Genomic DNA, 22,710 nt, shown 5'->3' with positions numbered 1-22,710 from the left:
TTCAGTGGGTTGCGGAAGTGGTATTCGGGGTATCCAGACCGGCCGGCTTCTTCCGGTGGAACAGACGTCCCATACGGCGCTTGAAGCCTTCGATCAGATCATAAACCACCGGTACAACAACAAGGGTAAGCAGCGTGGAGGTGGTCAAACCGCCGATAACCACAACCGCCAGCCCCTTGGAGATGACGGCGCCCTTGGAGAAGCCCAGAGCAAGAGGCATCAGGGCGATAATGGTAGCTCCCGCCGTCATAATAATGGGACGCAGACGGGTTATGCCCGCTTCGATCAGAGCCTCGCGGATGCTGTGGCCTTCCTCCCGGAGCTGCTGCACCCGGTCCACAAGCACGATGGCGTTAGTGACCACGACGCCGATGAGCATCAGGAAGCCGATCAGAGAGGTAATATTGATAGATTCATTGGTAATTAATAGAGCTACCAGTCCCCCGATAGCCGCCAGGGGCAGGGAGAACAGAATGGCGAAGGGTGCGCTGCCGTTGCCGAAGGCCAGAACCATAATCAGGTAAACGATGAAGATAGAGGCCAGCATAGCCACCAGCAATTGCTGGAAGCTTTCCGTCATGTCGTCGGTTACGCCCTTAACCTCTGTGCGGACGCCGCCGGGCAGCTCCAGCTTGTTCAGCTCAGCTGTGACCTTGGCGCTGACGCCGCCTTTGTCGGCGGAGTTGATCTTGGCGGTGACCTGAACGAACTGAACCTGCTGGTCACGGCTGATGGCTGCCGGAGCTTCAATCTGGTTCACCTTGGCTACTTCATTCAGGGCGACCTTGGCTCCGGTAGGGGCAGTCAGGGTAAAACGGCCGATTTTGTCCACGGAGTTTTTGAAGCTGGGATCCAGCATAACCTTGGTTTCGAAGGTGGTATTGTCAAATTTCAGATCGCCGATTTTTTCTTCCGCGAGCCATGTATGTACACCTTGCACGATTTGAGCGGAGGAAAGTCCGTACATTCTTGCTTTGTTCTGGTCAACCGCGATTTCCACTTCCATCTTGGATTCGCTTAAGCTGTCCTTGATGTCGGTGAGCTCGGGGAAGGTTTTCATCTGCTCCTTGACCAGCTTGGCTGCTTCCTGCAGATACAGCATATCGTCGCCCTTCAGCATGTAGCTGAAGTCCGTACCGCCGCCGGTGCCGCCCATACTGATCACGGCGCCTTCCGCTTCTGAGCCCGCAGGCAGCATATCACGGATCCGCTTCTTGAAATCCTGGACAACAGCTTTGGTATCCGAGGCGCCGGAGGCTACGGCGAAGAAGGAGCTGCGGTATGAAACCCGGTCGCTGCCTCCGTTATAGCCGATGGAGGATTCCACATATTCAAATGTGGGCTGACCTGCAGAATCCTTAGCATTCAACATGTCGTTTTCGATTTCTTTTACCTTCTCATTCATGGTTTCGATGGTCGTCTCCCGTGGCATCTTGATGGAGAACTGCATCATTTTATCCGAATCGCTTTCCGGCATGAAGGTCTGGGCCAGGAACGGCAATGTTCCCATAACCGATACGATCAAAAGCAGGATGGACATGCCCACTGTAAGCATACGATGCTTCAGGGACCAAGTCAGCGCTTTTTTGTAGGTCGTGGCTAATTTCCCTGCAGGTGCCTCTGTGTGGGTTTTGATGGACCCGCTTTTCAGAACCAGAATTTTGGCCAGCATGGGGATAACCGTCAAGGCAACGACCAGTGATGACAGCAGCGCCACACTCAGGGTGATGGCGAAGGGACGGAAGATTTCACCCATCACTCCGCTGACAAAGGCAATGGGGGCAAACACACCCACGGTGGTAATGGTGGACGAGGTAATTGCCGAAGCCACCTGAGCCGTCGCCATTTTAATGACCGACTCGTTGCGTTCCTGGGCCTTTTGCAGCTGGCTGAAGATATTCTCAATAACTACGATACTATCATCCACAACCCGCCCGACGGCAATGGCCATTCCGCCCAGGGTCATAATATTGAGGGATATCCCCAATGGAGCCATGACCATGAGTGTGATGAGCATGGATAACGGGATAGATACCAATACGATCAAGGTCATCCGTACGTTCCGCAAGAATAGAAGAATCATAATGGAGGCCAGCAGGGCTCCCAAAATGCCTTCCTTCAGCATACCGTTGATGGAGTTCTGAATCTCGGTGGCGCTGTTGTAGATCGGCTGGAATTTAATGTTGGGGTATTCTACCTTCCATTTCTCCATCATTTCATCGGCTTGAGCGCCAAATTGGACAGCATTGGCATTCTTCGTCTTGTACAGACGCACACCAATCGCCGGTTGGGCGTTCAGGCGGGAGTAAAAGGTGGATTCGGTAATGGCCTCGACCTTGGCCACATCCTTCAATAATACGGTGGAGCCGATTCCCGTGGGAATCTTCATATTTTCCAGACCGTAGATGGTATTCAGATCGCTTTTGACCCGGACCATCTGTTCGTTGCCGTTGAAGTCTACGGTTCCGGCCGGACTTGTCATAAGAGCCGCCTGGATGCTTTGGGACACCTGGGAAGGGGTCAGGCCGTAGTTATTGATGGCATTGCCGTCCAGCTTCATGGTCAGCACCGATTCCTGGTTGCCGATGGAGTCGATGTGGTCGATGCCGTCCATTCCCTTAAAGCCCGGTTCGATGACATCCTTGTACAGCTTGTCAAGCTCCTGCTGGCTCATGCCGTTCTGGGCATACAGCGAGAGGTAATACACCGGCTCCGAGGCAAAGCCGAAGGTGGTAACCTGGGGCTTCTCCGAGCCCGAGGGCAGCTTGACGTTGGAGATCAGGCTTTCCACATCCCGTTTGGCGTCATCGGTTTTCACCGACTGCTCCAGCTCCAGGATAATTTGCGAGAAGTTGTCGCTGGAGTTTGAGCTCAGGTTCTTCAGCCCCTCCATACTGGCAACCGCCTTCTCCAGCGGCTCCGTCACTCCTTCCAGCACATCCTTGGGCGGCGCCATATACATGGTGTTGATCAGCACCACCGGAAACGAAATATCCGGCATGCTTTCCACCTTCAGCGTGGTTGCGGAATAAGCGCCCCCGCCGAAGAGGAGAAGAACAATAATGATGACGGCCGTGATGTTCTTCATGGAAAAATTGGTTAACTTATTCATCCTCACAGCTCCTCCGATAAAATAGCCGGCCACATGGCCGCTGCCTCCCTGTGTTCCTTTTCTCTGATCCCTGTATCTCACGAAGGCACAGGAATGAATTCATTATAGACGCAGAAGGATTTGGAAACATGTGAAATCTGTCATGAAATCAGATGACTGGGGTCATAAGATCGGTCATGGCGGACCTCCGCCGGGAGGAGGGATGGGGGTAGGCCGGGGGAGGGATATATCCATCAACGGGGTCGGAAAGCCAAACAAAGCGCAAAAAAACGGCATCGCTGCCGTTTCGATAAAGAAGGCTATGTCTTTTTTAACCAGTAAACGCTGACGCTCGTTTTGTCTCCGAAATGACCCGCATCACCTCCAGGGCTTCCTCCAGGGCAATGGGGAATGTCTCCCCCAAACGGATAGAACGGTACAGCTCCTCCCATATATTATACGATTTGGCGGGTGCCACGGGCACCGTTTCCGTCCGCCAGCTCAGATTCTCCACACTGCCGAAGGTTTCCCCGGGGGTGCCCGGGTCGGCCTGCTTCTCCATAAGCGGCACGGCAGGGTCCAGGTAGCGCAGGGACATTTGGCCGTCCATCACTGTCATCGTGCCCCTTGCACCATATACCGCATATTGCGGTGACGGCTCCGCCACCCCGCCGCTGATCTCCAGATCCACTAGGCGGTTGTTCTGCCCCTTCATGATGATTTTCACATGATCCTCCGCGTCCCCTACCGCAGCCACACGCTTCAGGTCCGTCCACAGCTCTGCAACCGGACTTTCCAAAAGCCTAAGGCCATGGTCGATAATATGCGGACCCCAATTCAGCAGCTGTCCGCCTCCGTAAGCCATGATGGTCTGCCAGTCGTCCCGGCGCTGATAGCCGTGGCGGCAGAGCCGGATGGCATAAATGTCCCCTAATATTCCGCTTTCCATCACCTCCCGGACATGGAGAAAGTCGGGATCAAATCGGCGGTTGTGGCGCACGTACAGCTTGCCTGTACTCTTCCGTTCCGCCTCCAGCAACAACTGGGCCTCCTCATACGTGCAGGCCAGCGGTTTTTCCATGAACACATGCTTGCCTCCGGCCAGCGCCAAGAGCCCGTGGGCGGAGTGATCCGAAGAGCGGGTGGCCACATCCACAAGCTCCACATCCGGGTCAGCCATAAGCTCCTCCAGGCGCTCATAGGTTTTGCAGCCGTAGCGTTCCGCCATTGCGTCCCGCCGTGATTCGATCAGATCGCAGGCCGCCACAATGGTAAACAGATGCTTCTTATCCTCCAGCTCCTGGCAATGCATACCCCATCCGGCTCTGCCTGCTCCGGCCAGGCCGATTCTGATTGGCTCCGTCATCGTGCCATCCCCCCATTCCCGTTTGCTTATCCTTAATACCCGGCCTCCCGGACAACCTGCCTGCTCCATTCCAGATCCACAAGAGGCTCCTGCAAATGGGTATCATGCTCCACAAACACCCATCCGTCAAAGCCGTATTTGGCCGCCTCCTTCAGGACTGCTGCATTGTCCAATCCGATATTGCCCCGGTTTAGGCCGCAGAACCGCCCGCGTTTGGTCCAATCGGGAGATTCGGGATTGGTCTCCAGCCAATCCTTCAGATGTAGGACGGCAAGCCTGCTTGCATATTTCCCGGCAATCTCCACCGCGTCTCCGCCCATTGCCGCCAGGTGGGCGGTATCCAGCACCAGCTTGCTGTCCGGACATTCCCGCAGAAATTCTTCCAGCTGCTCCTGCGTCTCCACAGGTGTTCCCATATGATTATGAAGGGCCACATGCAGGCCCCAACGGCGGCAGGCAGCCGATTGAATCCGCACCTGCCTGCAGAATGCAGAGAAATCCCGGCCGTCCACGTGGGTCCAGACATAATCCTTGCCAAGAGCAGCCGTCCATTGAATGGACAGCTCCGGGCTGGGGGCCCTCACCGTGCCAAAATCCAAACCAAGCTTTCTCATCATCGCCGCCGATTGCAGCGCATGCTCCCCGCTGAACGCCGTCAGCCGTTCAATGCCTTCGTAACCGATAGCCTTCAATTGCCGCAGGCGTTCCACCAGATCAAAGCACGTGCCGCCGTCCCAAACGTTCATCCCGTAATCCGCAATGCCGATTTTCATGGTATCCTCCTTATGTTCAGCCCATTTTGCTTATGGCATTAATCCTTGATTGATGCTCCGGATAGACGCCACAGGCGCTTTGGGCTGGCGTTTCTCCGTCAATAGCCCGTTCTTCTCCTGCTGCACATCCGTCAGCTGCGTGTAGCAGTAGCCCTGCAGGGCAGGAGCCCGCAGCAGCGCATGGGTCAGGTCCATATAGCGCTTGAGGAACTGCTCCTCACTGTGCGCTTCCGAATAGCCCCAGCCCCCGGCGCTGTCAGGGCTGTACCGTATTCCGCCGAACTCGGATACCTGGACCGGCTCCCCGCCATAAGCATACCCCGGCACATACACGGGCCGGTTGCACGGCCTGGCCTTGACACAATCCTGGCTGCCGTACCGCTCCCTGAGGGTTTCCCCGCTTGAATCATAATCATGGATGGTGCAAATATCCGATTTTACATGCTCCCAGCCGTCATTGGAGATGACCAGGCGGGTGGGATCCAGAGACTTGGTTAAATGGTACATGGCCAAGGCATGATGCTGCTGGGCCTGATCCGCCATAATCCCCGGCACACCCCAGCTTTCGTTCAGCGGCACCCACACTACGATGCAGGGATGGTTGTAATCCCGCTCCAGGAATTCCTGCCATTCCCTTGTCATACGGCGGACATATTCCTCCAAATACGCGTAAGCATTGGGCATCTCTCCCCACAGCAAAAGACCGGTCCGGTCACACCAGTAAGCATACCTGGGGTCCTCAATCTTCTGATGCTTGCGCACGCCATTGAAGCCCATGGCTTTGGCCAGCTCCGCATCCCGCCGGACCGCCTCGCCGTTGGGCGGCGTAAGAATACCATCAGGATAGTAGCCCTGGTCCAAAACCAGCTTCATATAATAGGGGCGGTTGTTGAGACAGACCCGGCCATCCTCCACCGAAATCTTCCGCATGCCAAAATAGCTGTTTACCCGGTCCAGCAGCACATCATCCGCCCACAAGGTCAGCTCTATATCGTATAAGACCGGATTTTCCGGAGACCACCATCTCCCTTTTCCCATATCGTTATAGTCGGTAAGCCAAATCCGCCTGGCTGTAAGGGCCTCCCGGATTTCAAGGATATCCTCGGCCACGGCTTGGCCCTCCAGGCTAACCGACAGCTTCAGCTGGAGCTTGCCCATAGCCGCCATATGACCATGAACCGCGGTTTGAATGCGGATTTCATTGGCATCGATATCCGGTGTAAACCGGACGTTATCAATCCGTGTATCTGCCACCGGCTCCATCCAGACTGTTTGCCAGATCCCTGTCGTGCGGGAATAAAATACGGATACCGGCTTCTCCAGCCAATACTGCTTGCCTCGCGGCAGCCCGACATCCCTGCTGTAATCCTGTGCCCGGACCACAATATCATTGGGAAGGCCCCCTGGTCTCAGCAGTTCGGTTACGTCCGCCCAAAAAGGCGTATGTCCCCCTTCATGAAGGGCAGCCAGCTGACCGTTCACCCAAACCTTGGCGAAATAATCCACCGCTCCAAAATGAAGCAGCACCCGTTTGCCGCTAAATTCAGGCGGCAGCTCCACTCGCTTGCGGTACCAGACAATGTCATGAAAATCGTGGATTCCAATGCCGCTAAGCGGGCTCTGGAAGCAGAAGGGCACCTGAATGCTCCGGGATAAGGCCTTCGGCGCATCATACCACCGCTCCCGCTCCCCCACGTCCCCGTCATCAAATTCAAATTCCCATGCCCCGTTCAAATTCAACCAATCGTTCCGCACAAACTGCGGGCGTGGATAATCCGCTCTCCACTGTGGCATGTTCATCCGCCTCCTTTCTCTCCCGCCAATTCATCCGCTCCCGAGTTAAGCATGCCATTGGTCACGCTTTGTGCATACTGTACATTCGGCAAATGGATATATTTGCGACTGTATTTTTCACGAAAAGCTGTATATTCCGCGTATCATGGCCCGCAAAAAAGGGCCTGCACCGCAGCCGTCAACCAGCCGCCGTGCAGACCCTCACAAGATTTAATAGGGAGACAAATAACTGCCGTCAATGACCGTTATTGCGGAGATGCCCGGTCCGGTCCAGCCTACCGACAGGTGGTCGCTGCTTGACTTCTCCTTGTGCAGCACCTCTACGTAATACGCCTGCCCAGCCGTCAGTTGAATGGTCACTGACTTCTGCGTGGCGTTCCCTGTCCAGTCCCGGTACCCCGACCAGGTCGAGACGTAAGCGATCCGGGATTTATTCGCCGGATTGCTGTCCGGGCTGAGCCACAGCTCGCCTGCATTGTCGCTGGCAATGTAGAAGGTGTAGTCGCCGCTCACAGTGGGCGTGATATACCCCCGGATGCGGGTGGCATAGCTGTTGCCGAAGTTGGACGGCCCCTCCAGGCTGGTGAGAATGGAGGTTCCGGTTGGCGGGGTGCCCAGGGGAATGTCCGCTATGGTTTCGCCTCCCACTCCCGTCCAATATTCCCGGACGATCGTGCCTGTTCCACCTCCCGGGCTTCCAGCGGCATCCGTGGTCACGTTCAGGGTATTGCTGGCTGCTGATTCATTGTTGGCCGCATCCTTGGCCTTCACCGTAAAGCTGTAGGCTGTATTAGCGCTAAGCCCTGTTGCCGTGTAAGTGGTGCCCGCCGTGCTTCCTTCCAGGACCCCACCCTTATAGATGTTGTAGCCCGTTACCCCCACATTGTCTGTAGAAGCCGTCCAGCTGAGGCTCACGCTCACACTGGTTTTGGACGGTGCCGTCAGATTCGCGGGCGCTGTAGGCGGCTGCGTATCCGCCGGGGGAGCATCCGTGGTCACGTTCAGCGTATTGCTTGCCGCCGATTCATTACTGGCCGCATCCTTGGCCTTCACCGTAAAGCTGTAGGCCGTATTGGCGCTAAGCCCTGTTGCCGTGTAAGTGGTGCCCGCCGTGCTTCCTTCCAGCACTCCGCCCTTGTACACGTTGTAGCCGGTTACCCCCACATTGTCCGTGGATGCCGTCCAGCTCAGGCTCACGCTTACACTGGTTTTGGAAGGTGCCGTCAGATTCGCGGGCGATGTAGGCGACTGCGTATCCGCCGGATTGGGGTTGCCGCTTCCCGAGGGGGTGAATCTGGCTGCCGCCCAATCCCCATGGTCATAGCTGTTGCCGTTGCCGCTGTCCGTAACCGTGAGTTTAATTTGATTGACCCCGGCTACCGGCACATCCACCGTCTTAGTGGCAGATAAGGCATTCATCACCCCGCTGTCAAAAAGGAGAGCGCCGTCCGCCCATACCTGAAAGACGATAGACGCATTCGCATGGGTAACCTGGTCATCCACCCCTACATCAGAGACAAACCTGCCGTAATTGCCGTTTAACTGGTACACAATGTCAGAGTTGGCGTGGGTGCCGATTCCCTTGCTGTATGTCACGCCATCCAGCCGGAGGGCATTCCCGCTGGAGCTTTTGTCCTGGCGAACCGCCCCAAAACCCGCAGTGGCGGACACCCAGCTCAAATCGCTGGCATACTTAATTTCCTGGGCTCCGTAAGTGGTGACGCTTAGCCCGTTGCTGGCCGCAGAGAAATTGTTCTTCACGTCCTTGGCCTTGACCGTAAAGCTGTACGTACTCCCTGCAGTAAGCCCGGTTGCCATAAATTCCGTAGCCCCGGCACCCAGCGTGGAGCCAGCCAATGTTCCATTGCGGAACACATCATAACCCGTCACACCCACGTTGTCCGTTGATGCGGCCCAGGTCAATTTGGCCGAGGTGTCTGTCTTATAGGACAACGACAGATTGACCGGCACTGACGGAGGCTCCGTGTCAGGAGCGTTGGTGGTGACATTCAGCGCATTGCTTGCAGCCGACAGGTTGCCCGTTCCATCCTTGGCTTTAACGGTGAAACTGTAAGCAGTATTGGGTGTAAGTCCGGCAGCCAGGTATTCTGTTGCTCCGGCTCCGCCAGTGGCGCCTTCCAGCACACCATTCTTATATATATTGTAGCCGGCCACTCCTACATTATCTGTAGAGGGGTTCCAGGATAACCGCGCAGTGGTGTCCGTTTTGGCCAGCAGCACCAGTCCGGTGGGGGAGGTGGGAGCCTGGGTATCCGCAGGACCGGCATCCACCACAATGGTCTGCTCCGACAGATGCATTCTGCCGCCGTTGTCGGTTACCAGCAGCTTGACCTTATAGGTGCCTGCCTTTTCATAGGTATAGGTGGGGCTGGCCGTGGTATTGGGAACCCCCTCTCCGAAATCCCACAGATTATGGACAATGGAGCCGCCCGGATCGGTGGAGGTATTGGTGAAGGTGACCGCTTGCCCCAGGGGCACAATCAGTCTGCTGGCAGTAAAGCTGGCTGTAGGCTTGGCATTGCTGAAGCCACGGGAGGTCAGCTGCACATTGGAGCCGTTTCCGCTCACCGTGTTTCCGCTCCATTCCAGATCCAGAGCAGCAGCCGGATAGGGGTCCACCGATAACCCCCCGTTGCCTGTAATGGTGTTGTTCACGAAGCTCAGCCGGTCTACACCCGCTGCGCCGGTAATCTGAATGCCCAAGCGGTCATTATTGATGATCTGATTGCTGTCAAAGGTGGTATCCGTGGTTTTGCCGTTGATCCGGATGGCATTGCCCGCCGTACCAGGATAGACGGCGATAGGGTTGTCCTTGTCCGTATTTTTCCATACATTCTTGTAGAAATACAGGTACTGGTTGGGCGCCGGAGTACCGTCACCATGAAGCTGCATGCCCCATTGAATCATATTCTGGATGGTATTGTAGGCAAAAATATGCTGCCCGTTGCCCGGCGACATGGAAATACCGTTATGCTGGCCGCCGTCCACCACATTATCCGTTACAATGGTCGGGGCTGCCGATACCTCCAGGCCGTAGGATTTGTAGGTGCCGTTAGAGGTGCCCACGTAGTTGCGGCGGATGGAGGTATATTGGGATCTGACCACACTCAACCAGTGATCCATGACGTTGTCTTCGATAATCGTATAATTGCAATCTGTATGAACCTCGATGCCGAAGCCATAGCCCGATATAAAATCGGAGGACCCCGAAATGACATTATGCTTGATCACGGCCCCGGTTGAGCCGTCGTTGACGAAGATGCCGCCACGGCCCATATTATGGATCGTATTGTTTAAAATTTTGGCGTTGTGGGAGCCCCAGCCTACGCGGATAGCCCCTCCCCACATGGATTGGGTGCCGATATTGGTAAATTCGCTGTCGGTAATTTCCACATCCGGCGTACCGGAGAACAGGATGCCGAAGGGACCGAAACCGGTAGATTGGGTAATATCCTTCACCTTAATGCGGTGGATTTTGTGCCCGATGCCCGGCTCCCCCCAAATGGCGGAGGTGACGGCATTGTTGCTGTTGGCATCAAACGTCAGCTCGGAAATGTCCATATTGCTGATATTGTTCAGATTCAGCATGGTGGCCTCCACCTTCAAGCCGGCGAACTGCGATCCGCTTCCCGTTGCCGCCTTGATGATGGCTGTGTTCTGTGCCTCCCCCTGGAGTCTGACCCCCGACTTGCCCATCAGCTTATTGGAAATATAATAGGTACCCGCTGGAAAATATACCGTATCGCCGGTAGAAGCCGCATTGATGGCGCTTTGAATGGAAGCCCGGTCATCTGTTGCATCCCCTCCGTTGGCGCCGTACAGAGTGACATCATGGGTAGATGCCGCCTGGACTGAGGCTGCCGGAAACATCGGAATCGCCAGAACCAGCGCAAGCAGCACAGGCAGTGAGCAAATCTTACGGATTGCATTGCTCATTCATTTCCACCTCCTTCAGTTGGATAGGGAGACAAATAACTGCCGTCAATGACCGTAATTGCGGAGATGCCCGGTCCCGTCCAGCCCACCGACAAATGGTCGCTGCTTGATTTTTCCTTGTGCAGCACTTCCACGTAATACGCCTGCCCTGCCGTCAAAGAGAGGGTTACCGACTTCTGCGTGGCGTTCCCTGTCCAGTCCCGGTACCCCGACCAGGTGGAGACGTAAGCGATCCGCGATTTATTCGCCGGATTGCTGTCCGGGCTCAGCCACAGCTCGCCTGCATTGTCGCTGGCAATGTAGAAGGTGTAGTCGCCGCTCACAGCGGGCGTGATATACCCCCGGATCCGGGTGGCATAGCTGTTGCCAAAGTTGGACGGTCCCTCCAGGCTGGTGAGGATGGAGGTTCCGGTAGGCGGGGTGCCCAGGGGGACTTCCGCGATGGTTTCGCCTCCCACTCCCGTCCAATATTCCCGGACGATCGTGCCTGTTCCTCCTCCGCCGGGGCCGCCATACACTGCCGTAGTCACACTCAGTGTATTGCTGGCCGCCGATTCATTGTTGGCCGCATCCTTGGCCTTCACCGTAAAGCTGTAGGCCGTATTGGCGCTAAGCCCTGTTGCCGTGTAGGCGGTGCCTGCCGTGCTTCCTTCCAATACCCCGCCCTTATAGATGTTGTAGCCCGTTACCCCCACATTGTCCGTCGAGGCCGTCCAGCTTAGACTCACGCTCACACTGGTTTTGGACGGTGCCGTCAGATTCGCGGGTGCTGTAGGCGGCTGCGTATCCGCCGGATCGGGATTGCCGCTCCCGCCGCCATAGGGCGTCAAGTAACCGCCCGAAACAACCGCAATGGATTCGATACCCGGTCCTGTCCAGCCAACAGCCACATGATCCCCGCTATGGCCCTCCTTGTGCAGCACCTCCACATAATAGGCTTGCCCGCCTGTCAACGTAACAGGAGAGGACTGCTGGGAAGGGTACTTATTCCATTCCCGGGGATTGGTCCAGTCCCCTACACTGGCGATCAGCACCTTGCCTGCCGGATTGTTGCTGCTGCTGAGCCACAGCTCGCTTTTGTCATCGCTGGCGATGCGGAAGGTATAGGCTCCTGTAATATCCGGTGTAATGTACCCGCGGATCCGCGCCCCGTAGTTATCCCCCCAGTTGGAGGGCCCCTCCAGGCTCGTCAGGGTTTGGGTGCCGGTAGGTGCAGTATGGACCGGTATGGAGGACATGACGGTGCCGGAAACATTGCTCCAATATTCGCGGATAATGCTTCCCGTTCCGCCACCCGGAGGTTCGTTGGTTGTTACGGTGAGCGTGTTGCTGGCGGCGGAAACATTATGGGCCGCGTCCCTTGCCTTCACACTAAAGTTATAAACCGTTTCCGGCAGCAGGCCTGCCGCCGTATAGGAGGTAACAGCTCCTCCGGTGAAGCCGATCTGGCTGCCGTTGGCATAAATGTCGTACCCCGCCACGGCGAAATTATCTGTGGACGGATTCCAAACCAGTCCAACAGCCGTATCCGTCTTCCAGGGGGAGGCCAGTCCGGAAGGCGCCGACGGCGCTTGTGTGTCCGGAGCTCCTTCATATACCTGGATCAGCTGCTCCTTGATGCTGGATCTTCCTTCATTATCCGTAGCCATCAGCGTCACCCGGTAGGTCCCGGGTTTTTGGTAGAGGTGTGTGGGATTCACCGCCGTTGCCGGGATGCCTTCGCCGAAATCCCATAAATAATGGGAGACAGTACCGTCTGCGTCCGTAGAGGTATTGGTGAAGGAGGCGGTCTGCCCCAATTGGATGGAGACGGGTCCCGCAAAGTTTGCCGTTGGCTTCTGATTGCCGAAGCCGCGGGAGGTGAGCTGAATGTCCGTACCGTTGCCGGAGACGGTGTTGCCGCTCCATTCCAAATGCCCGGCGCTGGGCGGATAATAATCGATGGTCTCCAGACCGTTATTGGTAATCGTATTATTAATGAAGCTGATTTTGTCGATACCGGGCAGGGTGTCCGTAATATTGATGCCGTACCGTTCATTACCGCTGATGACGTTGCTGTCGAAGGTGATATTGGTGGAGTAACCATGCAGTCTGACCCCATATCCGGCGTGACCGCCGTACACGGCCAGTGTGTTATCCTTATCCGTGTTCAGGAATTGATTCTTATAGAAATATTGATGATTGTTCAGCACAGTGGAGCTGACACCCTGGAACTGCATCCCCCATTGAATCATATCCTCAAACCGGTTGTAGCCGTAATAGGTATAGTCCCGGGCGGGCGAGGAGGAGATCCCCAGATGCTGCCCGCCGTCCACCCAGTTGTCCGTCACCACGGAATTGCCTGAGGAGATTTCAAGACCGTACGACTTGTAGGTGCCGTCCGTGGCCCGTACCGTATTGCGGCGGATGGCATTGTAATCCGAAATGACCACACTGATCCAATGATCCACCACATTGTCCTCAATAACGGATTCATTGACGCCGGTATGAAGCTCGATGGATAACCCGTGGCTGTGTACTCCGGAGCCCGTAATGGTATTTTCCCGAATCACCGCCCCGGTCAGGCCGTCGTTCAGGAAGATGCCGCCGCGGCCGGTATTGGCAATGGTATTGCGCAGGATCTGCGGATGGTCCGAGCCCCAGCCTACGCGAATGGCGCCGCCCCATACCGAGTTTACGCCGATGTTCTGAAAATCATTGTCGGTGATTTCCACATCGTCGGAGCCCGAGAACAAAATACCGAAGGGGCCGAAGCCGGTTGTCTGGGCCAATCCCCGGATCCGGTTATGGTGGATATTGGCACCCGCGGCCGGTTCTCCCACAATTCCTCTGGTCACATAGGGGCTGCCGTTCCCGTCCAGGGTCAGCCCGGTAATCTCCACATCGCTTTTGCCGGTTAAATTGATAATGGGCGCATCCGAGGTACCGTTAAACTTGATAACCGTGGTGTCCCTGCTTTGGCCTTCCAGCTTGACTCCGGACTTGAGAATAATGGAAGTGGAAACATAATAAGTGCCGGTGGGCAAATATACGGTATCCCCGGCAGCGGCCGCAAGGATGGTGCTGTTAATGGCTGCGGCATCGTCGTTACCATCACTGCCATTTGCCCCGTAAGCGGTTACATTTAGCGTTGCAGCAAAAACTCCCGTTGCCGGAAACACAGTTGCGAATAGCATCATGAACAGCAAAATCCCGGATAAGCCTGGCCTTCCTTTTTTGTCCTTTCGCATTATTGCCTCATCTCCCCTGTTTTAAAATTGCGGCATCCCATCCCTCCGCGAAAAACCCGTATCCTCCTTTCCGACAGACCGGCTGGCTCCGTCCCTTAACATCGTAACAGAAGCGGTGTGAGGACAAGACTGTATTTTATGTAAAATCCTGTTTCAGCCGCTGTCCGTTTTATGAATAGCTGCATTCCGTCAGGGGTTCCTTCCGCAAATCAAAGCTTTCCGCAAAAAAAACAGTAGAGCGGCATCCCATTCTATGGCATTCTTTAAGGTGGAGGAGGGGTGGATGTGAAGGTAATCGAAACGTACAAATCCAAAAAATACTTGCTGCGCATTCTGCTGTCCATCTCATGCATCATCGTCATCATTCTGCTTTTCTCATCCACTGTGCTTCACTACAGCTCGGAGACCCGGGTGCTGCACATGCAGGAAGAGGCCAACCGCAAGGTCATGAACCAGATTAACCGCAATTTGTCCTACATGAATGAGATTATCAATAACCTGGCGGTGACGCTTTATTCGGATATGGAAATTGCGCCGCTGATGCTCAACCCGGGTGATATGGATGTCATCCGCTCCACACAGCGGCTGCAAAAAAGCTATATCTCTTCCTCCTTTCTGCATTCCATCCTGATTTATAACGGCCATAACGGCAAGGCCTATACGGCAGGGCAGCTTTCGTACAGCTCCGGAAGCAATCCGCCTCTGGACCGGCTGGTCCAGCTTTTGAAATCCAAAGAGAAGCAGCCGCGCATGGAATTGATTCCGATGAATTTCAGCGGTGAGGCTCATCGGGTTGATTTTTTCTCCTATATCATGTACGAGTCTTATTACGATGACAACGAAAATGAAAGCGTTCTCGTTTTGAATATTAAGCCGCAGTGGATCTTTGACAATCTGAAAATTGTCAATGATTTCGCCGCCCCCCAGCAATCCAGCGTGTTCATTATCGATGAAGCCGGACAGATTATTATTTCGGGCAATCAAGAGAATATCCCGGAAGTGAATCTGCTGCGCCAGACCATTGCCGACAAAAGCGGCGGCGGGCAGGAAAGCTTCAGCTTCTTCTCCCGTGAGATCGGCGGAAAAAAGTATGTGGTCAGTTTTATGGATATGGGCATCAACCATTGGAAAGTGGTGAGCATCCAGCCCTACAATGCCGTCCTGGGCGGCATCTATGAGATGAGGGTGACCTCCGTCATGGTCATTCTGTGCTTCTTCATTCTGTCTATTGGCGCTTCCATCTACATTTCCCATAAGCTATACAGGCCGGTGGACATTATGCTGAAGCAGATCCGCAGCCATCTGGAGCATGATGATTCACCCCCACAGCCGGAGCAGGATGAACTCACCTATGTAAGCAGTGTGTACAGCTCTATGGCCAAAAGGCTGGGGGGAGCCTTATATGAACAGAACAGACAGCGGACCATAGCCAAAAACTACCACATGAGAAGATTGCTGCTGGACAGCTCCCTGCTTTCCGCTGAGGAATGGACGGAATGCATCCGGCAGAACGGGCTGCGCCTTGATCTTCAGGGAGGCTTTCTTGTGGCTATTGTCAAAATCGACGATTACCGCAAATTTGCCGAAAATACATCACCACGTGAAAAAGCCATGTACAGCTTTGCCATCTCCAATATTGCCGAGGAATCGGTAACCGCCCGTTCCTTCCTCTGCGAGACGGTTGACACCCGGAACGATCATTTGGTTCTGCTGGTCAGTGGCATTTCTGCAGAGAATGCCCAAGGTGAGGAACTGCCCGGGCTGATGGAAACCATCCAGGAGATTGTCTGGCGCTATTACAAGCTAAGCTTATCCATTGCCGTTAGCGGAACGTTTCAGGGATACGGAAATATTGCTCTCCACTACAACAAAACATTGCAGATTTCCACCTATAAGCTGCTTTTTGGCAGGAAAGCCTTGATCACTCCGGAACGGGTGGCATCCAACATGGAGCAAGTCGAATATATCGGTTCCGCAGAGCTGGATAAGAAGCTTGCGGAGGGCATCAAAACCAACGATCTTCCCCTTATGGAAAACGCCGTTGGTCAATTGCTGCATTATATATCCGCCTACCATTACGACCATATTGTGCATGGGCTGCTGCATGTGGTGGATGTCATCAAAGCCACCGTGCGCGAGCTGAACAAAAACCGCGTAACCACCCTCCGGATCGACCTGAGCACCTTAAGCCAGCGGGTCCTGGAGCAGGAAACCATGACCGAGATTTTGGAGCTGCTGCTGCAGACCTGCCGGGATCTTCATGACCAGCTGAAGCATTCGGAGCAGGACAAAAACGATGTCCTCATCGATGCCATCAAGGAAGCTATAGAGCTGAATTACACGGACATGGGCTACAGCCTGCAAAGCGTCGCTTCCATGCTCAGAATGACACCGGCCTACATCGGCCGTATGTTCAGGCAAAACGAGATGATGTCCGTCGGCGAATATATCAATGAAGTGAGATTGAACAGCGCCCTTCATTATCTGGAAACCAAAAGCTACAGCATTAAGGAAATTATGGAGCTGGTGGGCTATTCCAACGAAAGCACCTTCTTCAAGCTCTTCAAGAAAAAATTTGGTGTCACTCCCAAGGAGTACCGCCTCAAAAACAACATCAAATGAATGAACCATCGCTTTGATCCTCCCCGTGAAGGAGAGACCAGGGCGATTTTTTTCGGAAGTGCAGCGAGTCGCAAATTACATAGTCGCATAACAACCGATTGGCGGTAATCACAGTAGCTTCGGGCGGCAGCCCTATGACATGATCGGTGTGTAAAGCGGAACATGCAACGGACAGGAGGTGATTACTTTATCATGCCCGAATTGATATTCAAGAAGAAATCCCTGATCAGGAAAAAGGCTCTGGTTAAGAAGAAATCCCATTGGACCCGGATCAAGCAAAACGCCGAGCTGCTGCTCTTGTTTCTGCCGGGCGGGCTCCTGCTTTTTATCTTTGCGTATCTGCCCATGTTCGGGGTTGTTATTGCCTTTAAGGATTTCCGCTACGATCTGGGAATTTGGGGAAGCCAATGGGTCGGCCTCAAAAACTTCGAGTTTTTCTTCGTGTCCAACCATGCCTGGCGGATTACGAGAAATACCCTGCTGTATGAATCCGGCTATTTGATCCTGACGACCTTCTCTGCACTGGCGTTGGCCATTCTGCTCAATGAGATCGGAAAGAAATGGCTGAAGGTTTACCAGACGCCTCTCTTCATCCCTTATTTTCTGTCATGGGTCGTCGTCAGCTATTTGACCTATGCCTTTTTGGACCACCAGCTGGGATTCTTAAACCGCGCTCTGGATGTGTTCGGAATTGCCCAGCATAAGTGGTATCTGGAGGCCAAGGTATGGCCCTATATTCTGAATGTGGTGCAGCTATGGAAAAACATCGGGTTTTCCACTCTGGTGTATTTCGCCGGAATTGTCGGGATTAATCAGGAGTATTATGAGGCCGCCCGCATGGACGGGGCCAGCAGGTGGCAAATGGCGACGCGCATTACGATTCCGATGATTTCCTCCTTAATCGCGGTGCTGATTATTTTGTCCATCGGCAATATCTTCCGAGGTGATTTCGGGCTTCATTATTTCATCCCGCAGAATTCCGGGCTTACCTTCTCCACCACCGATATCATCGATACGTATGTTTACCGGGCGTTAATTGATCTGGGCGATATCGGCATGTCCTCCGCAGTAGGACTGTTCCAATCCTTTGTAGGACTGGTGCTGGTAGTGGCAGCCAACTCCGTCGTCCGCAAAATCAATGATGAAAATTCGCTTTGGTAAACTTCCAGAAAGGAGGATACCTGTGAACACATCCGCCGGTCATCCCAAAAAATCCTTCAAACCGGTAGAATTCCTGATTCACGCGCTGTTCATCGCACTGGCTATCTGCATGATTGCTCCGCTGCTGCTTGTTATTGCCGTTTCCTTCACAGAGGAAACCGCCATTACAGAGTTTGGGTACAGCTTTATTCCCAAGGTGTTTACAACCAAGGCTTACAGCTATATTTTCGAGTCTCCGCTGGTTTTGCTGCGGGCTTATGGAGTTACAGCCTTTGTTACCGTTTGCGGTACCGTCCTGGCTCTTTTGATTACAGCTATGCTGGGCTACGTGATCTCCCGCCGCAATTTTGCATATGGCCCGTACGCCACCTTCTTTATCTTTTTTACCATGCTGTTTAATGGCGGTCTGGTACCCTCGTATATTCTGATTACGCAATACCTGCATCTCAGCGACACCATCTGGGTGCTGATTGTCCCTACTCTCGTCAGTCCCTTCAATATTCTCATTATGCGCGGCTTCCTGGTCAAGCTGCCTCCGGAGATCATTGAGTCGGCCAAGGTAGACGGAGCGCGAGAGCTGCGGATATTCTTCAGGATCATCCTGCCGCTGTCCACACCGGCGTTGGCCACACTCGGGCTGTTCATATCCTTCGGGTATTGGAATTCCTGGTTTCCGGCGCTCCTCTACATCAATAATGAAAAGCTCGTCCCCATTCAGCTTCTGCTGGTACGTATGATGGAGAATATCAATTACTTGACCTCCAACAGCGACTTTGTCCGTTTCGTCGATGTGGACACCAGCAATTTCCCGACCTTGTCTGCCCGCATGGCCATGGCCATTCTCGCTGTCGGACCGATGATGTTTATCTTCCCGATGTTCCAGCGTTATTTCGTGCAAGGGTTAACCGTCGGCTCCTTGAAGGGCTGACCAAACAAAGCACCGATTCCCTAAGGGAGGTCATCAGATGAAAAAATGGAGTTTTGCAATGATCCGCACCATCATGCTCTGCCTGGCTGTGATGCTGGCTGCCACCGCTTGTACCCAGGAAAACAGCAGCAGCCCCTCTCCCGCCTCATCAACCAAAGTGGAGGAAAAGCCGGTAGAGCTTACCTGGTACTACATCGTTTATGAAATGCCTACCGATCTTCCGGCCGTACAGAACGCCGTCAATGCCTATATCCAGCCGAAGATCAACGCCACGGTCAAGCTGATGCCCATTATCGAGTCGGCCTATGGCCAGAAAATGAACACCATGCTGGCTGCAGGCGAAAGCTTCGACCTGGCGTGGACGGCAAGATGGGGCGGCGGTGATTATACCAACCGTGTGCTGAAAGGGGCTTATCTGGATCTGGATACGCTTCTGGAGAAAACACCTAAGCTTAAAGCGGCCATGCCTGAGCTGGCCTGGACGGATACCATGTTGGCAGGCAAGATATGGGCCGTTCCCAACTATCAGGTTGCCGCCAAAGCGGAGGGTTTTATCATACAGAAACGGTTTATTGACAAATACAAGATCGATGTCTCCAAAATTAAAACGCAGGCCGACATTGAGCCGGTGCTGGAAATCATCAAGGCCAATGAGCCGGGCATTATCCCCATTGCCGGTTCCACCAACATGTTCGATTACGGCAAGCTGTGGGGGTTTGCACGGGAAGGCTTCCGCGTCAATGACCCCAATTACAAGATCGTCAATACCGTGGAATCACCGGAATACAAATCGTTCATCGAACGCCAGCGCCGCTGGTACGAGAAGGGGTATATTTATACCGATGATGCCACATTGACCACCCTGCCGGATTTGCGTAAGACCGGAAAGGTAGCCGTAGGCTGGGATACGGTGATGAAACCCGGCGGGGAAGTGGAGGAGTTCGCCAAATTCGGCAACAACGAAGTGGTCTATGTCCGCATATCCGAACCGGAATTTACCGGTGTATTGGACACCATGACGGCCATCAACCGCAAATCCAAGCATCCTGAGAAAGCGCTTCAATTACTGGAGCTGGTCAATACCGATCCGGCGCTGATGAACATGCTCTCCTACGGAATCGAAGGAAAGCATTATCAAGTGGTCGGTCAGAATACGATCAAAAAAATCGAGAAAAGCGGCTATAGTGCGGAAGCGTGGGTTATGGGCAATTCCCTGATCAGCTACCTGAAGGAAGGGCAGGCTCCCGACACCTGGACCAAAACACAGGAGCTGAACATGTCCGCCAAACGCCCGCCGGTTTTCGGCTATAAATTCAATAACGAGCCCGTCAAAACCGAAATGGCCAACCTGACCGCAGTAACCCAGGAATTTGCCAAGGCACTGCAGTCCGGCTCCGTCGACCCCAACGTCTATTTGCCCAAGTATATCGAAGCCCAGAAAAACGCGGGCATCGATAAGTTCATTGCCGAGCAGCAGAAGCAGCTGGATACCTGGCTGAAGGCGCAAAGCTTGAAGTGATGTGCCTTATAGAACCAAACCCACGCCGCCTTTGACCGTTGCAAACGAACCCCCAACCTGGATATGGTTGGGGGTGTTTTGGCTTCCGTTACCGCGGGAGCCAGCCGTTTTTTCCCCGGTAGGGGTCTCTCAGTTCCCTTAGAGGCATCTGGCCCGGCTGAGGACCCGGGCCCCATAGCCGTCCAGCCAGAGCGTTCCCTCCTCCACCGCCATACCCGTCTCGGCGTCGCGGCAGGCAGGGCCTGCCAGCATCACCTGCAGCTGCTCCTTGTTGAAGTTCAGCAGGAATACATATTCCTCGGGCCCGTTGACGCGTATCTGGGCGGTGACGCCATCCGGCAGACGGGTGCCTGTGGCGCGGCGCAGTCCTGCGTTATTGATCAGCGAGGCATAAAATGCTTCATGGAAAGCCGCCTCCATACGGGCCGCCAGATAATACGCCTTGCCTTGTCCCCGCAGGTTCACCGTCAGCGCCGGCATGCCCGCATAGAAATCCTCCTTATAGACGGCCAGCGTCTCCGCCCCTTCCGGGTGGATCCGCTCGCACAGCTCGGAGCAGGCGTATTCCCCGGAAAGTCCAAGTCCGTTGCCGTCCAGCAGTGAAATCCTATTGGTCTCCCCATCCTGCAGCCCGTCGATCTCCTCCGCCCATATACCGAGGAGCCTCCGCAGAGGACCGGGAAACCCTCCCGTGTGGCACAGGTCGGATTCCCCAACGATGCCGGACCAATAGGTGACTACCAGGATGCCCCCCGATTCCACGAAGCGCTCCAGCTTCGCGGCTGTTTCTTCCCGGCACAGATAGATCATAGGGGCCACAACCAGCCGGTAAGCGGAGAAATCGGAGCCGGCTCCCGCCACATCCACGGCAACTCCATGCTGCCAGAACGGACGGTAGTGGGCATACAGGGTCTCCTCGTAATGCAAGCCGCCATTGCGGGGCCCCTGGGCATTCTCCACCGCCCACTTATTGTCCCAATCGAACAGAATGGCAGCTTTCGCCTCCGTACCGGACCCTGTCACTGCCGCCAGACGCTTCAGCGCCGCACCCAGCTCCGCCACCTCGCGAAACACACGGGTGTCCTCGCGGCCGGCATGGTCCACAACAGCGCCGTGGAATTTCTCGCTGGCGCCCCGGCTTTTCCGCCACTGGAAATATTGCACCGCATCAGCGCCGTGGGCGACTGCTTGAAGGGAAGACAAACGGTGCAAGCCCGGCCGCTTGAGCTTGCTTGCGGGCTGCCAGTTGGTGGTGCTGGGGGTGCTTTCCATGAGCACAAAAGGCCTGCCCTTCATGGAACGGAACAGGTCATGCTGGAAGGAAACAGCCAGCGCCGCTTCACTGTCATCCATTTTTTCGTGCCAGGCGGGATAGGAGTCCCAGGAGAGAACGTCCAAATGCGGTACAAACCGGCGGTAATCCAGACCGTCATACAGCCCCATCATATTGGTGGTGACAGGCAGCTCCGGATTGGCCCTGCGCAGCGGTGCCATTTCGTGGAGGCAGAAATCCACGGTACGGTCGGTAACAAACCGCCGCCAATCCAGATTCATCCCGTGCAGGATGTGCTCGCCGTGGGGAGCCGGAGATTCGATCTGATGCCAATCCGTGTAGGTGCGGGACCAGAAGGCAGTCCACCATGCTTTGTTGAGAGCATCCAAAGAGCCGTAGCGGTTCTGCAGCCAAAGGCGGAACTCATCCTGACACAGAGTGCAGTGGCATTCCCCGCCGTATTCGTTGGAAACATGCCAGCCCAAGACCGCCGGATGCCGGGCATAACGCTCCGCCAGCCGTCCGTTGATCTCCGTAACCTTTTGCCGGTATACCGGTGAGGTGTAGCAATGGTTGTGGCGTATGCCGAATAAACGGCGCACCCGGTCCGGGCCCACCCGCATCACCTCGGGATAGTGGGCCGCGAGCCAGGGGGGTCTGGCCCCGCTGGGGGTGGCCAGCCAAACCTTCAGACCGCCTGCCGCCAGCCGGTCCAGGGTCTCATCCAGCCAGCCGAAGGTGAAAACACCCTCCTCCCGCTCCAGTGCCGCCCAGGCGAAGATGCCCACGGCCATCACATTGCAGGACGCCTGGCACATGAGCCGGATATCCTCCTGCAGCACCTCCGGTTCATCCAGCCACTGCTCAGGATTATAGTCGGCACCGTGCAGAAGGACCGCCGGCTTAAAGCGGAGCAAATCATGCTTCTTGTCCATCCTCCCTTATCTCCCTTCAGGTTGCATGTTAACACCTTCAGTGTAAGGGGAGCGGCAGCGG

General features: G+C 54.9%; 11 protein-coding genes. 4 read left to right on the top strand and 7 right to left on the bottom strand.

Annotated elements, in window-relative coordinates:
* Position 1: 1 nt before the first annotated feature.
* The 6 genes from ACI1P1_RS25275 to ACI1P1_RS25250 all read right to left on the bottom strand — a co-directional run bounded on the left by ACI1P1_RS25275 (position 2) and on the right by ACI1P1_RS25250 (position 14,211).
* Positions 2-3,112 (bottom strand): efflux RND transporter permease subunit, encoded by a 3,111-nt coding sequence (locus tag ACI1P1_RS25275; RefSeq protein ID WP_416219269.1) that lies wholly within the window; start codon positions 3,110-3,112, stop codon positions 2-4.
* Between the two features lie 310 nt (positions 3,113-3,422).
* Positions 3,423-4,457 carry a Gfo/Idh/MocA family protein gene (locus ACI1P1_RS25270; protein WP_416219267.1) on the bottom strand — a complete coding sequence of 345 codons (1,035 nt, stop codon included), beginning with the start codon at positions 4,455-4,457 and terminating at the stop codon, positions 3,423-3,425.
* A 32-nt stretch (positions 4,458-4,489) separates the two neighbouring features.
* Positions 4,490-5,230, bottom strand: a complete 741-nt coding sequence (locus tag ACI1P1_RS25265; RefSeq protein ID WP_416219266.1) for a sugar phosphate isomerase/epimerase family protein — start codon at positions 5,228-5,230, stop codon at positions 4,490-4,492.
* A gap of 30 nt (positions 5,231-5,260) precedes the next feature.
* Positions 5,261-7,024 carry a glycoside hydrolase family 2 protein gene (locus ACI1P1_RS25260; protein WP_416219265.1) on the bottom strand — a complete coding sequence of 588 codons (1,764 nt, stop codon included), beginning with the start codon at positions 7,022-7,024 and terminating at the stop codon, positions 5,261-5,263.
* 210 nt (positions 7,025-7,234) lie between these two features.
* Entirely contained in the window at positions 7,235-10,981 is a 3,747-nt protein-coding gene (locus tag ACI1P1_RS25255; RefSeq protein WP_416219264.1) for an NPCBM/NEW2 domain-containing protein, read from the bottom strand.
* A complete protein-coding gene (locus ACI1P1_RS25250; RefSeq protein WP_416219263.1) occupies positions 10,978-14,211 on the bottom strand; it encodes a PA14 domain-containing protein in 3,234 nt (1,077 codons plus the stop codon). Before ACI1P1_RS25250 ends, ACI1P1_RS25255 begins: the two co-directional genes overlap by 4 nt.
* A 285-nt stretch (positions 14,212-14,496) precedes the next feature.
* On the opposite strand from ACI1P1_RS25250, the gene ACI1P1_RS25245 reads away from it, so the two are divergent.
* The 4 genes from ACI1P1_RS25245 to ACI1P1_RS25230 all read left to right on the top strand — a co-directional run bounded on the left by ACI1P1_RS25245 (position 14,497) and on the right by ACI1P1_RS25230 (position 20,441).
* Entirely contained in the window at positions 14,497-16,833 is a 2,337-nt protein-coding gene (locus ACI1P1_RS25245; protein ID WP_416219262.1) for an AraC family transcriptional regulator, read from the top strand.
* A 192-nt stretch (positions 16,834-17,025) separates the two neighbouring features.
* Positions 17,026-17,994 carry an ABC transporter permease gene (locus ACI1P1_RS25240; protein WP_416219260.1) on the top strand — a complete coding sequence of 323 codons (969 nt, stop codon included), beginning with the start codon at positions 17,026-17,028 and terminating at the stop codon, positions 17,992-17,994.
* A gap of 22 nt (positions 17,995-18,016) precedes the next feature.
* Positions 18,017-18,922: a carbohydrate ABC transporter permease gene (locus tag ACI1P1_RS25235; RefSeq protein ID WP_416219259.1), complete on the top strand. Its 906-nt coding sequence runs from the start codon at positions 18,017-18,019 to the stop codon at positions 18,920-18,922.
* A 37-nt stretch (positions 18,923-18,959) separates the two neighbouring features.
* Positions 18,960-20,441, top strand: a complete 1,482-nt coding sequence (locus ACI1P1_RS25230) for an ABC transporter substrate-binding protein (RefSeq protein ID WP_416219258.1) — start codon at positions 18,960-18,962, stop codon at positions 20,439-20,441.
* A 138-nt stretch (positions 20,442-20,579) separates the two neighbouring features.
* On the opposite strand, the gene ACI1P1_RS25225 is transcribed toward ACI1P1_RS25230, so the two are convergent.
* Positions 20,580-22,649 (bottom strand): beta-galactosidase, encoded by a 2,070-nt coding sequence (locus tag ACI1P1_RS25225; protein WP_416219257.1) that lies wholly within the window; start codon positions 22,647-22,649, stop codon positions 20,580-20,582.
* Positions 22,650-22,710 lie beyond the last annotated feature (61 nt).

Source organism: Paenibacillus mesotrionivorans (genome assembly GCF_046098205.1).
GTDB lineage: Bacteria > Bacillota > Bacilli > Paenibacillales > NBRC-103111 > Paenibacillus_AR > Paenibacillus_AR mesotrionivorans.
The sequence above is the reverse complement of the archived record's forward strand: the minus strand, read 5'-3'. Positions and strand labels throughout refer to the sequence as shown.